Genomic DNA, 12,774 nt, shown 5'->3' with positions numbered 1-12,774 from the left:
GCCGTCTGCGAGCGCCGCAGCCCCATGCGGTAAAACCGACACCATACGGAGCCGACCGCAAGTACACCGCAGCCAGGGCAAGGACAAATCCGCCAGCGACAAAATCTGTCCGCGACAAATTCGTTTAAGCAAAAGTCTGGAAAAGCTGGCAAACATGCCAACAAGCATGCCAACAAGCCAGCGGAACGCGCAGCGACTCGGCGCTTTTTCCACGGCAATCGATATTGCGGCAATCGATATCAAGTCATGGGCCTGGATTACCAAGCGTCCGCGCTCTGCGCCTGCGGCCCGGACAAGCCGGCGTCCGCACACTCGGCACCCGAACGTCCCGGCCTGCCTCCCCTGGTGCTCCTGGCGCCCGGCTTCGCCAGATCCCGGCTCAATCGCAGGAACCCCGATACACCGGAACCATGGTTCTTTGGATGTCTATGACTACATGCTGGCGGCCCCAGGCAAAGTCCTGATGCGTCGCGCCCATCCCACCAAAGCAATAGCCGGATTATACCGTTATACCCCTCGCCCTCAAGCCGGGCCACGCAAACCGCATCGCCTCCGGGCGCTTTTTTAAACCTGGCCCCAGGGCGCAGAACCCAGGCGTTCCACCAGGAAATCCAGCATCGAGCGCAGAATCAAGGGCATCTGCCGGCGCGACGCATAGACCCCATAAATGCCCAACTCCTGGGGCCGGGCCTGCGGCAGAATCGCCTTCAGGCGTCCCTGCGACACATAGTCGGCGGCGTAGTAGGTTGGCAGCAGGGCGATGCCCGCCCCTTCCAGAGCGGCCTGCAAGAGCACCGACACTTCGTTGGCGCTGATATTGCCGCTGACCGGCACATCCACCGGCATGCCATCGCGCTCGAAACGCCACAAGCTCTTGCCGAAATAGGAATGCGTCAGGCAATTGCGCAAGGACAGATCCTCGACCCGCGCCGGCTCGCCCTCGCGCCCCAGGTATTCAGGCGAGGCGCAGACGACCGACCGGCACACCGCCAGCTTGCGGGCGATCAGATTGGGATCCAGGTCATTGGTAATGCGCACCGCCAGATCGACCCGTTCCTCGACCAGATTGACGGCGCGCTCGACCAGCATCAGGTCAACCGACGTCCCCGGATGCAGCTTGACGTAATCGGTGACCACTCGCGCCAGATGACGCGAGCCGAATGACATGCTGGTGGTCATGCGCAACAGGCCGCGCGGCGTATCCTCGGGCGTGGAGACAGCGTTGCGCAGATCACCCACCATGTCGAGCATCTGGCGGCAACGTGGCAGCGTTTCGGCGCCAGCCGGGGTCAGGCTGAGACGGCGCGTGGTGCGATGCAGCAAGCGCACCCCGACCCATTGCTCCATTTCCGCCAGGTAGCGCGACACCATGGCACGCGACATATCCAAATGGACCGCCGCCGCCGACAAACTCCCCCTGTCGGCGACTTCCACGAATACCTGCATCGCTTTCAATCGGTCCATGATTGTCTCGATTCTTGCATCAGACTTTGCGGTTATACCGTATTTCCCGCAGCTTCCGCGTCCGGAAGGATGACCGCGATGTCACTTTCAGGACCAGCAGCAATGCACGCCTCAGACCGGGAACTGTCCCAGCGCGGCGACCGCCTCCGCCCGCACCACCTCCGCTTCCACCCCCCTGACGATATACACCAGGCGCGACACCCGGTCGTCGCCTGGCCATTGCGGCAACGGCCGGATCGGATAAAGCTCGCCATGCACGCCATGCACTTCGCAAGGCAGGGCTTCGCCCTCGAAACACACCAGCCCCTTCATGCGCAACAATGCCGGGCCGAACCGTTCCTGCACCCGTGACACCCCGGCCAGAAAGGCGGCACGTCCGATCGGCGCGGTCAATGCCAGCGTAAAACTCGCCACCTGCGCGTGACGCCCCGCCATCGGCCTGGCAAAGGCCAGCAGCCAGCCGGCCAAGTCCGTCCCATCGCGCGGCGCCCGGGCGCCCGCCCCTTCGAGCAACGCCCCCACTACCGGCGCATCGGTACGCTGGACGCAGCGCCGTGCGCCGGGATTGACGGCGGCCACAAGCTGCTCGACATGACGCAATTGCGCCGCATCCACCAGATCGGACTGGCTGAACACAACCGTGTCGGCCAGCGCCAGCTGCCGCAGCGCCTCGGGTTGCGTATCGATCTGACGCGGACCATGGCGCGCGCCCACCACCACGATGGCACCGTGGTAGACATAGCGCTCGGACAGGAAACGATCATGCTTGAGCGTGAAAAGCACTGGCGCCGGATCCGCCAGGCCGCTGGTCTCGATCAGCACCCGCCGGAACGGCTTGATGCGCCGGTTCAGGGCCAGCATGAATAGCTCGCGCAAAGTGTCGGCGACCGCGCCGTTGACGACACAGCACAGACAGCCGCCCTCCACCAACACGATGTCGTCCCGCGCCAGGCGCACCAGATGGTGATCCACGCCGACATCCCCGTATTCATTGACGATGACCACCGCGTCGCCATAGGCCGGCTCACGCAGGAGGCGATTCAGGAGCGTTGTCTTGCCGCTGCCCAGGAACCCCGAAATCACCGTCACGCCGATGCGCTTGTCGCCTTCCGCCCCCATCTTCCTCGCAGGCTTTCGCCCCGCCCTCGCTATTGCAACGCTCCCCACGCGGGGAACGGATCCGGAATCGTAGCCAATTCGGCCGCCGGGCGGGTCATTTCCTCCTGCGTCATCAGGCAAGCCTGCAGATGCGCCCGCAACAGCGCCTCATCCATGCCGATGCCGATCAGCACCAATTCCTGGCAGCGGTCGCCATAGACGGGGTCCCAGTCGGCAACAATGCGGGCGCGCGATTCGGCATCTTCCGGCCAGCGCTCACGAGGCAGCGCCGCCCACCAATAGCCCGCCGCGCCATGGCGCGTAACCGGACCAGCCTGCGACCAGGACGCCGCGTACGCCGGGCGCGTCACCAGCCAGAAATACCCCTTGGAACGCACCACGCCAGGCCATTCCTGGTGTATCCAGTCCCACAGACGCTGGGGATGGAAGGGCCGTCGGGCACGGAACACGAAACTGCCGATGCCGTATTCCTGCGTTTCCGGCGTGTGCTGACCACGCAGTTCGCGCAACCAGCCGGGCGCCTGGGCCGCCGCGTCGAAATCGAAGCGCCCGGTATCCAGCACCCGCGCCAGCGGCACCCTGCCGAATTCGCCACGCACGATATCGGCACGCGGATTGAGCTTGCGCAGAATGGCCTCCAGCCGCGCCAGCTCATCCGGCGGGACCAGATCGGTCTTGTTCAGCACCATGACATCGCAGAACTCCACCTGCTCGATCAACAGGTCTACCACGGTGCGCCGGTCTTCGTCGCCCAGGGTCTCGCCACGCGCGGCCAAGCTGTCCTGGCTGGCGTAGTCACGCAGGAAATTGAAGGCGTCCACCACTGTCACCATGGTGTCCAGCCGCGCCACGTCGGACAGGCTGGCGCCATCCTCATCGCGGAAAGTGAAGGTCTCAGCCACCGGCAAGGGCTCCGAGATGCCGGTGGACTCGATCAGCAAGTAATCGAAGCGCCCCTGCGCCGCCAGCCGCCGGATCTCTATCAGCAGGTCTTCGCGCAAGGTACAACAGATGCAGCCGTTGCTCATTTCCACCAGCTTCTCATCGGCGCGCGACAACGCCGCGCCGCCTTCGCGCACCAGCCTGGCGTCGATGTTCACCTCCGACATATCGTTGACGATGACCGCCACCCGGCGTCCCTCGCGGTTGTTCAGCACGTGATTGAGCAAGGTGGTCTTGCCCGCGCCCAGAAAGCCGGACAACACCGTCACCGGCAGGCGGCCGTCCGCCCGCCGCCGCCCATCCGAATCCATCGCCGCACCCGGGCTCCCGCCGACACCCCCTTGTTCCATCCGCATGATTGCCTCACCCAAAAATAGAAATGTTATTACATAACAAATCCAGATTGGAATATGGCGCAGAAAACCTCGCAGCGCAGCCCTCCGCCGCCGCACAGCAAAAACCAAAAGGGCCACTCACTTGCGTGAGTGGCCCTGAAATCTTTGGCTCCCCGAGCTGGGCTCGAACCAGCGACCTGCGGATTAACAGTCCGTCGCTCTACCGACTGAGCTATCGGGGAACTGCTAAGAAACGAGATTATGAAGGAAAAATTCGAACTGTGCAAATCCGGCGCTTTTTCGCCCCGCTGCAGCGCCAAGTTTCCCAAGCAGAAAAAACTCTGATATGATTTCGGTCTTTCCAGATCAGGCCCCATAAAACCGGGCAAGAACTGCGAAAACAGAGATGTTTTGCTTGCAGTGCCGGCTTGCCGGAAATGAAGCAAATGGTCTTGCCGGCATAGCTCAGTTGGTAGAGCAGCGCATTCGTAATGCGAAGGTCGTAGGTTCGACTCCTATTGCCGGCACCAGAATTCAAAAAGCAGCCCACTGGGCTGCTTTTTTCATTTCCGGGTCCGGCTCGCGCCTACGCCAGCCCGCCCATCCCGCCCCGGGAACTCCCGCCCCGCGCCAGGCATCCAATCATCTGGAAACCTCACGGCGACAACTATCATGCGCATCCTTCTCGTCGAAGACGACACCATGATCGGAGAAAGCGTGCTGGACTGCCTGCGCGCCGAGCACTATGCCGTCGACTGGGTCAGGGACGGCCACGCGGCCGAACTGGCCTTGCGCACCGATCCCTATGATCTCGTACTGCTGGACCTTGGACTGCCCCGGCGCGACGGCCTGGCGCTGCTGCGCGAATTGCGCGCACGCAAGGACCGCACCCCGGTGCTGATCGCCACCGCGCGCGATGCCGTCAGCGACCGCATCGCCGGCCTGGATGCCGGCGCCGACGACTACATCGTCAAGCCCTACGACGTCGACGAGCTGCTGGCCCGCATGCGCGCGCTGATCCGCCGCAGCGCGGGCCGCGCCGAACCGATCTTCGAGCACGACGGCATCACCATAGATCCCCAGTCGCACGCCGCCTCGGTGGATGGCACGCCGGTCCCCCTGACCGCGCGCGAATGGGCGGTGCTGGAACCGCTGATCGCCCGCCCCGGCATGATCTTCTCGCGCGCCCAACTCGAGGAAAAGCTGTACAGCTGGAAGGACAGCGTCAGCAGCAACGCGGTTGAGGTTTATATTCATGGCCTGCGCAAAAAACTGGGGCAGAACCTGATCCAGAACGTCAGAGGCGTCGGCTATGTCATTCCCAAAGCATGAGCATCCCGCTTAGCTATTCGCTGCGGGCCCGGCTGCTGTTCTTCCTGCTCGCCGCGATCGCGGTGGGCGCGCTGGTGCAGGGCGCCATCGCCTATCGCAGCACCCTGCAGCAGGCCGATGACATCTTCGACTCGCTGCTGCAGCGCACCGCGCTGTCGCTGGGCACCGGCGATGGCCTGTTGCGCATGGGCCCCTCGCACGCCCAGGGCTCGGCCACGCCAATGGCCGACGACCTGATCATCCAGATCTGGACGCCGGACGGCGTGCGTGTCTTCAATTCGCGGTCCCGCCGCCCCCTGCCCGACCAGATCGTGCTGGGATTCGCCGATACCGAGGTCGAGGGCAGCACCTATCGCGTGTACTCCCTGGCCACCCCGTTCCAGGTGATCCAGGTGGCCCAGGACATGGCCGTGCGCAAGCGCATGGCCGGGGCGCTGGCGTGGCGTACCGTCGCCCCGATCGCGGCCGCCGCTCCGCTGCTGATGCTGATCGTCTGGTGCGTGGTGAGCTGGTCGCTGCGTCCGGTCAAGCGCGCCCGCGCCCAGGTGGCGGATCGCCAGCCCGAGGACCTCTCGCCCATTGACGTGCCCGACCTGCCCGACGAAATCCGGCCGCTGATGCAGGAGTTGAACCTGCTGCTGGCGCGCATGCGCGACGCGTTCGCCGTGCAGAAGCAGTTCGTCGGCGATGCGGCGCACGAACTCCGGTCGCCGCTGGCGGCATTGACTCTGCAACTGCGGGCACTGCAACGCGCCGGTGACGATGGCAGCCGCCAGCTCGCCGAACAGCGCCTGGCCGCCGGCATCGAACGCGCTACCCGGCTGGTGGAACAACTGCTGTCGATGGCCCGCCATGAAAAAGGCGCTGAACAGCCGCCGGCCGAGCCCGTGGATTTGGTCGAAGTCCTGCGCCTGGCGCTGTCGGACACCCTGCCCGGCGCCAACGCCAGGGATATCGGCGTGGCGTTGCATGGCGAGCCGTGCGCCTGGGTGCGCGGCCGCCGCGACGACCTGGTGCTGCTGGCGCGCAATCTGCTCGACAACGCCATCAAATACACGCCTGCCGGCGGCCACATCGACATTCATATCGACACCCCGGGCGATCAGGCGCTGCTGCTGATCGACGATAACGGCCCGGGCATTCCGGTCGCGGAACGCACCCGCGTATTCGACCGTTTCTACCGGGTCGAGGGCAATCACCAGCATGGCAGCGGCCTGGGGCTGGCGATCGCGCGCGCCATTGCCGAACGCCACGCCGCCAGCATCACGCTCGATGACGCCCCTGGGGGCCAGGGCCTGCGGGTCAGGGTTGCCTTTGCCCGCGAGCAAGCGCCAACTTAAGATTCACCTAAGTGTCAGGCCCGAAGATAGCGCCATGTCCCACACATGAACGCAGGAGCCGACATGAAGACCTCGCAGATGAAACCCTCGCGCCTGGTGCTGGCGCTGCTGGCCGCCGGCGCGATTGGCGGCGCGGGCGCCACCGCCGCATTCGGCGGCATTTCGATGGCGGCCAGCGCCCCCACGGCGATCGCCGCCGCGCCCGCCCCCGTGACTGGCGCGCCCAATTTCGCGCAAATCACCCGCGACTACGGCCCCGCCGTGGTCAACATCAGTATCAGTGGCACGCGCAAGGTGTCCGACGACGAGGACGACCCGTTCGCCCAGTTCTTCGGCCAGATTCCGGGCGCGCGCGGCGGCATGCCGTCGCGCGAGGTGCCGGTGCGCGGCGAAGGTTCCGGCTTCATCATCAGCAGTGACGGCATCATCCTGACCAACGCCCACGTGGTGAAGGACGCCAAGGAAGTGACCGTCAAACTTACCGACCGCCGCGAATTCCGCGCCAAAGTGCTGGGCGCAGATCCGCAGACCGACGTAGCCGTGATCAAGATCGACGCCAAGAACCTGCCAGTCGTGAAAATCGGCAACGTGAACCAGTTGCAGGTGGGCGAATGGGTGCTGGCCATCGGCTCGCCCTACGGCCTGGAAAACACCGCCACCGCAGGCATCGTCAGCGCCAAGGGCCGGTCGCTGCCGGATGACACCTCGGTGCCCTTCATCCAGACCGATGTGGCGGTGAATCCCGGCAACTCCGGCGGCCCGCTGTTCAATGACCGCGGAGAAGTGGTCGGCATCAATTCGCAGATCTACAGCCGTACCGGCGGCTTCCAGGGCCTGTCGTTCTCGATCCCGATCGACGTCGCCTACAAGATCAAGGACCAGATCCTGGAGCATGGCAAGGTGCAACATGCGCGCCTGGGCGTGACGGTGCAGGAAGTCAACCAGGACCTCGCCAATTCGTTCAAGCTGGATACGCCTTCGGGCGCCCTGGTGTCCAGCGTCGAAAAGGGTAGCGCGGCGGAAAAGGCCGGCCTGAAGCCCGGCGACGTGGTGCGCAAGATCGACGGCAGGACGATCGTGTCGTCGGGCGATCTGGCGTCATTGATCACGCTGGCCTCGCCTGGCGAGAAGATCACGCTTGACGTGTGGCGCAATGGCGCGCCCAAGGAAGTGGTGGCCACGCTGGGCGGCATGCCGAAGGACAACAGCCTGACCGTCGGCGATAGCCGCGCGGTGCAGAAAGGCCAGCTCGGCCTGGCCTTGCGTCCGCTGTCACCCCAGGAACAGGAGGCTTCCGGCACGCAAGGTCTGTTGATCGAGCAGTCGGCCGGCCCCGCCGCCAAGGCCGGCATCCAGGCCGGCGACGTGCTGCTGTCGCTCAATGGCGTGCCGGTGCACAACATCGGTCAGGTCAAGGATGCGTTGTCCAAGGCCGGCAAGACGGTCGCCCTGCTGGTGCAGCGCGGCGAAGACAAGATCTTCGTACCGGTGCAACTGGGCTGAGTCGACCCCACCCAGGATGCGGCGCCGGCCAGGGCTACCCCTGGCCGGCGCGTGTTTCATTCGGCGTCGGGCTGCTTGCCCGGCGCGGCCGCGTCAAAGGCCGGCAATTCGCGGCAGGCCGTATCGATGCGCACCACGGTGGGCATGGCGCCCAGGTCGCAGTCGAAGCGACGCGCGTTGGCCACTTGCGGCACCAGGCACAGATCGGCCATGGTGGGCGTGTCGCCATGGCAGAACTTGCCGGTGGCGGCCGAGCCGGCCAACTGCGCTTCCAGGGCTTCCAGCCCCTGGCGCACCCAATGCTGATACCAGGCCGTCTTGGCAGCCTCATCCACACCGAGCGTGTGCTTCAGGTACTTCAGCACGCGCAGGTTGTTCAAGGGGTGGGTATCGCAGGCGATACCCAATGCCAGATCGCGCACCCGCGCACGGCCGGCCGCGTCGGCCGGCAGCAGCGGCGCCTGCGGATGCGTTTCCTCCAGGTACTCGATGATCGCCAGCGACTGGCCGATGACGGTATCGCCATCCACCAGCGTGGGGACCAGCGCCGTCGGATTGACCTTGCGGTAGTCGGCCGACAACCGCTGGCCGCCTTCCTTCAACAGATGCACGGCCAGGTATTCATACGGCAGGCCCTTCAGGTTCAGCGCGATGCGCACGCGATACGCGGCCGAACTGCGGAAATAGCTGTACAACTGCATGGAGTCTCCTCGATTCTCGTTCCGCGCGACGTCCGCCGCGCCTATTCCAGCGATTCGGTCTGCGCCACCTTGCGCGACAGGCCCTTGGGCAAGGGGAACGCCACGTTCTCTTCCAGGCCCGGCATGGTGCGCACCGACACCGCGCCCAGTTCCTTGACCCGCGCGATCACCTGCTGCACCAGGACCTCGGGCGCCGAGGCGCCGGCGGTGACGCCGATGCGCTTGCGGCCAACCAGCCAGGCCGGATCGATGGAGTGCGCGCCGTCAACCAGGTAGGAGGCCACGCCTTTGCGGTCGGCCACTTCGCGCAAGCGATTGGAGTTCGAGCTGTTGGGGCTGCCCACCACCAGCACCAGGTCGCACTCGGGCGCCAACACCTTGACCGCGTCCTGGCGGTTCTGCGTGGCATAGCAAATATCGCTTTTCTTGGGTTCGACGATGGCGGGAAAGCGCGCTTTGAGCGCCTTGGAGACCGCGGCGGCGTCATCCACCGACAGGGTCGTCTGCGTCACATAGGCCAGGTTGTCCGGATCGGTGACCTGCAGGCCGGCCACGTCCTCGACCGTCTCGACCAGATACATGCCGCCCTGGGCCTGGCCCAGCGTCCCCTCGACTTCCGGATGGCCTTTATGGCCGATCATGACGATTTCGCGGCCGGCCGCGCGCATGCGGGCCACCTCGATATGCACCTTGGTCACCAGCGGGCAGGTGGCATCGAATACCTGCAATCCGCGGGATTCGGCCTCGGCCCGCACCGCCTTGGACACGCCATGGGCCGAAAACACCACGATGGCGCCCGTGGGCGCGTCGTCCAGCTCGTCGATGAAGATCGCGCCCTTGGCGCGCAGGTCCTCGACCACGTAGCGGTTGTGGACGATCTCGTGGCGCACGTAGATCGGCGCGCCGTGCAGTTCGAGCGCGCGCTCGACGATGTCGATGGCGCGATCGACGCCGGCACAGAAGCCGCGCGGCTGCGCCAGCAGGACTTCGGCATCGGCGGCGGTGACGGGAACAGCCTGGCTCATCAGAGGACTCCCAGCAGGGCCACATCGACTCGCAAACGGACGCCCGCAAGCGGGTGGTTGAAATCGAACAGTGCCGATTCCTCGTTGATTTCCTTCAGGACGCCCGAATAGCGCCCGCCGTTGGGCGCCGCGAATTCGACCAGGTCACCCGGTTCGAACGTGGCATCGGCGCCGGCATGCTCGGCGAGCATCTTGCGCGTGACCCGTTGGATCAGCTCGGGATTGCGTTCGCCGTAGGCGTCGGCCGGCTCGAGGGTGACGCTGAAGCGGTCGCCCTCGGCCTTGCCCAGCAAGGCGGCTTCCAGGCCCGGCGCCCATTGGCCGCTCCCCATCTGCAACGTTGCCGGACGGCCGTCGAAGGTGTCGGTGAACACCGAGCCTTCGCCCGGACCGGAGGCCAGGGTGATGCGGTAGTGCAGCGTCAGGTAGGAGTCCGGACGGACCAAAACGTTCACTTCATTAGAGGCGATGCTCAAGATCTGCCACCGTATTCAGACAGTAAATAAACCTTGATTTTAGAGCCTCTTATGAAATTGTCTGCGCGGGTGCCTGAATCCGACCGTCCCCGGGAGCGCCTGCTGCGCCTGGGCGCTTCAGCGTTACAAAATGCCGAATTGCTTGCCATCGCGCTGCGCACGGGCGTTCCGGGCCTGAACGTGCTCGACCTGTCCTGCCAATTGCTGGACCGTTTTCGCGGTCTGCGCGGGCTGCTCGGGGCGACGCCCGAAGAGCTGCTGACGGTGCCGGGGCTGGGTACCGCCAAGGCCTGCGCCCTGGCGGCGATCCTGGAAATGGCCAGGCGCGCCGCCGAAGAAGAACTGGCCCGCGACAGCACGCTCGACCATCCGTCCCGGGTGAAGCAATATTGCCGCGTCACGCTGGCCCATCGGCAGGTCGAACACTGCATCGCCCTGTACCTGGACAGCCAGTTGCGGCTGATCGCCAGCGGCGAACTGGCTCGCGGGACCCTGTCGCAGGCCTCGGTCTATCCACGCGAAGTCGTGCGCGAGGCCCTGCGGCACCACGCCGCCGCGCTGATCGTGGCCCACAACCACCCTTCCGGGCTGGCCGAGCCGAGCGCCGCCGACCAGACATTCACCCGCCACTTGAAGCAGGCATTGGCGCTGGTGGACGTGGCCCTGGTCGACCACCTGATCGTCGCCGGCGATGCGGTCATCTCAATGGCGGAACTCGGCCGCATCTGAAGGCTGCGCGCGCTGCGGGATTTCGTTAGACTACGACGCCAGATTGCTTTAGGCTTAACCTAATTCTTCGTTTTCACGACTCCATTCCCGCGACCCCGCGCCTGCCATGAAACGCCTGTGGGATATCTCCCCTCCCGTCTCCACGGCCTCGCCCGTGTTTCCCGGCGATACCCCGTATCGCCAGGAATGGAAGTGGTCGCTCGCGCCTGGCTGTCCGGTCAACGTCAGCGAAATCTCGCTGTCGCCGCACGTGGGCGCGCACGCCGATGCGCCCCTGCACTACCAGAACGGCGCGCCCGCCATCGGCGCGGTGCCGCTCGAACCCTTCCTGGGCCCCTGTCGCGTCATTCATGCCATCGACTGCGGCCCGCTGATCACCCCCGAGCACCTGCTCCATGCCGCCGGCAACCTGCCGCCGCGCATCCTGGTGCGCACCGCCAAGCATGCCGCGCAGGATTGGTGGACGGACGATTTCTCGGCCTACGCGCCCCAGACCATCGAATGGCTGGCCGGGCGCGGCGTCATGCTGATCGGGCTGGATACCCCCAGCATCGACCCCGCCTCCAGCAAGACCCTGGACAGCCATCAGACGATTCTGCGGCACGACATGCGGGTACTGGAGAACCTGGTGCTCGATGACGTGCCGGAGGGCGATTACGAATTGATCGCACTGCCGCTGGCTTTGATCCAGGCTGACGCCAGCCCGGTGCGCGCTGTCCTGCGCGAACTGGGCTGAACCCCGGCCACGGGCCGGCGGGGACGCGGCGCGGAAATCGCGCCGGCCCGCCGGCCCATTCGAAGAAGCACGACCATGACCACACCGTCCGACCCGCGCATGGCGCTCGCCCGCCAGCCGTTTTTTGGCTGGCGCAGCCGGCCCGCCTCCGCCCGCCGCGCCGCGCCGCCCTGCCAGGAAAACCCGGCATGAGCCAAGACCAACGCCCCGAAGACATCGTCCACCAGGAAAAAGCGCAACTGGATTTCACGCGCGACATGACCTACGGCGATTACCTGCACCTGGACGAACTGCTGGGCGCGCAGCACCCGCTGTCGCCCGAGCACAACGAAATGCTGTTCATCGTCCAGCACCAGACCAGTGAACTCTGGATGAAGCTGATGCTGCACGAACTGCGCGGCGCCATCGCCAACCTGGCGGCCGACCGTCCGCAGCCGGCCTTCAAGATGCTGGCCCGGGTCAGCAAGATCATGGAGCAACTGGTCCACGCCTGGGACGTGCTGGCGACCATGACGCCTCCCGAATACTCCGCCCTGCGTCCCTACCTGGCACGCTCCAGCGGCTTCCAGAGCTATCAGTACCGCCAGATCGAGTTCCTGCTGGGCAACAAGAACGCCGCCATGCTCAAGCCGCACGCGCATCGCGCCGATCTGCTGGCGCAGGTGCAGCGCGCCTACGATGCGCCGTCGCTGTACGACGAGTCGCTGCGCCTGCTGGCGCGCCACGGCGTGACCGTGCCGGCCGACCGCCTGGAGCGCGACTGGACCCAGCCCTATCAGGCGTCCGAAGGCGTCGAACAGGCCTGGCTGACGGTCTATCGCGATCCCGACCGCTACTGGGACCTGTATCAGCTGGGCGAGAAGCTCACGGATCTGGAGGACGCCTTCCGCCTGTGGCGTTTCCGCCACGTCACCACGGTCGAGCGCGTGATCGGCTTCAAGCGAGGCACCGGCGGCACCTCGGGCGTGGATTACCTGCGGCGCATGCTGGAAGTGGTGCTGTTTCCGGAAATCTGGAAACTGCGCACGGACCTCTGACCGGTCCCCCAACAGGCCCATCCGCTCTGGCCGCC

At 65.5% G+C, this 12,774-nt stretch carries 12 protein-coding genes and 2 tRNA genes; 7 read left to right on the top strand and 7 right to left on the bottom strand.

Annotation, left to right across the window (positions count from 1 at the left end):
- Positions 1-564 precede the first annotated feature (564 nt).
- The 4 genes from HV701_RS07575 to HV701_RS07560 form a co-directional block, all read right to left on the bottom strand.
- Complete coding sequence (locus HV701_RS07575; protein WP_175132463.1) at positions 565-1,464, bottom strand: LysR family transcriptional regulator; 900 nt, start codon at positions 1,462-1,464, stop codon at positions 565-567.
- A gap of 111 nt (positions 1,465-1,575) precedes the next feature.
- Positions 1,576-2,583 (bottom strand): CobW family GTP-binding protein, encoded by a 1,008-nt coding sequence (locus HV701_RS07570; protein WP_175132462.1) that lies wholly within the window; start codon positions 2,581-2,583, stop codon positions 1,576-1,578.
- A 29-nt stretch (positions 2,584-2,612) separates the two neighbouring features.
- Entirely contained in the window at positions 2,613-3,836 is a 1,224-nt protein-coding gene (zigA, locus tag HV701_RS07565) for a zinc metallochaperone GTPase ZigA (protein ID WP_175132461.1), read from the bottom strand.
- Positions 3,837-4,026: 190 nt separating this feature from the next.
- A tRNA-Asn gene (locus tag HV701_RS07560) sits at positions 4,027-4,102 on the bottom strand.
- Between the two features lie 212 nt (positions 4,103-4,314).
- On the opposite strand from HV701_RS07560, the gene HV701_RS07555 reads away from it, so the two are divergent.
- From HV701_RS07555 to HV701_RS07540, 4 genes are all read left to right on the top strand, one after another.
- Positions 4,315-4,390, top strand: a tRNA-Thr gene (locus HV701_RS07555).
- Positions 4,391-4,532: 142 nt separating this feature from the next.
- Entirely contained in the window at positions 4,533-5,192 is a 660-nt protein-coding gene (locus HV701_RS07550) for a response regulator (RefSeq protein ID WP_175132460.1), read from the top strand.
- Entirely contained in the window at positions 5,189-6,532 is a 1,344-nt protein-coding gene (locus HV701_RS07545; protein ID WP_175132459.1) for an ATP-binding protein, read from the top strand. The genes HV701_RS07550 and HV701_RS07545 overlap by 4 nt, the downstream gene beginning before the upstream one ends.
- A 63-nt stretch (positions 6,533-6,595) precedes the next feature.
- Entirely contained in the window at positions 6,596-8,035 is a 1,440-nt protein-coding gene (locus tag HV701_RS07540; RefSeq protein ID WP_175132458.1) for a DegQ family serine endoprotease, read from the top strand.
- A gap of 56 nt (positions 8,036-8,091) precedes the next feature.
- On the opposite strand, the gene maiA is transcribed toward HV701_RS07540, so the two are convergent.
- The 3 genes from maiA to HV701_RS07525 are packed head-to-tail and all read right to left on the bottom strand — an operon-like array spanning position 8,092 to position 10,237.
- On the bottom strand, positions 8,092-8,736 hold the full coding sequence (maiA, locus tag HV701_RS07535; protein ID WP_175132457.1) for a maleylacetoacetate isomerase: 645 nt from the start codon (positions 8,734-8,736) through the stop codon (positions 8,092-8,094).
- A 41-nt stretch (positions 8,737-8,777) separates the two neighbouring features.
- The gene (gene ispH / locus HV701_RS07530) at positions 8,778-9,761 is read right to left on the bottom strand and encodes a 4-hydroxy-3-methylbut-2-enyl diphosphate reductase (RefSeq protein WP_175132456.1); all 984 of its coding nucleotides are present in this window, start codon (positions 9,759-9,761) and stop codon (positions 8,778-8,780) included.
- On the bottom strand, positions 9,761-10,237 hold the full coding sequence (locus HV701_RS07525) for an FKBP-type peptidyl-prolyl cis-trans isomerase (RefSeq protein ID WP_175132455.1): 477 nt from the start codon (positions 10,235-10,237) through the stop codon (positions 9,761-9,763). The genes ispH and HV701_RS07525 overlap by 1 nt, the downstream gene beginning before the upstream one ends.
- Before the next feature lie 51 nt (positions 10,238-10,288).
- Between HV701_RS07525 and radC the strand changes: the two genes are divergently transcribed.
- The 3 genes from radC to kynA all read left to right on the top strand — a co-directional run bounded on the left by radC (position 10,289) and on the right by kynA (position 12,739).
- The gene (gene radC / locus HV701_RS07520; RefSeq protein ID WP_175132454.1) at positions 10,289-10,966 is read left to right on the top strand and encodes a RadC family protein; all 678 of its coding nucleotides are present in this window, start codon (positions 10,289-10,291) and stop codon (positions 10,964-10,966) included.
- 106 nt (positions 10,967-11,072) lie between these two features.
- Entirely contained in the window at positions 11,073-11,702 is a 630-nt protein-coding gene (gene kynB / locus HV701_RS07515; RefSeq protein WP_175132453.1) for an arylformamidase, read from the top strand.
- A 188-nt stretch (positions 11,703-11,890) separates the two neighbouring features.
- Positions 11,891-12,739: a tryptophan 2,3-dioxygenase gene (kynA, locus tag HV701_RS07510; protein ID WP_175132452.1), complete on the top strand. Its 849-nt coding sequence runs from the start codon at positions 11,891-11,893 to the stop codon at positions 12,737-12,739.
- The last annotated feature ends 35 nt before the right edge of the window (positions 12,740-12,774 follow it).

The sequence above is a fragment of the Achromobacter pulmonis genome (assembly GCF_902859765.1).
Lineage (GTDB): Bacteria > Pseudomonadota > Gammaproteobacteria > Burkholderiales > Burkholderiaceae_B > Achromobacter > Achromobacter pulmonis.
The sequence above is the reverse complement of the archived record's forward strand: the minus strand, read 5'-3'. Positions and strand labels throughout refer to the sequence as shown.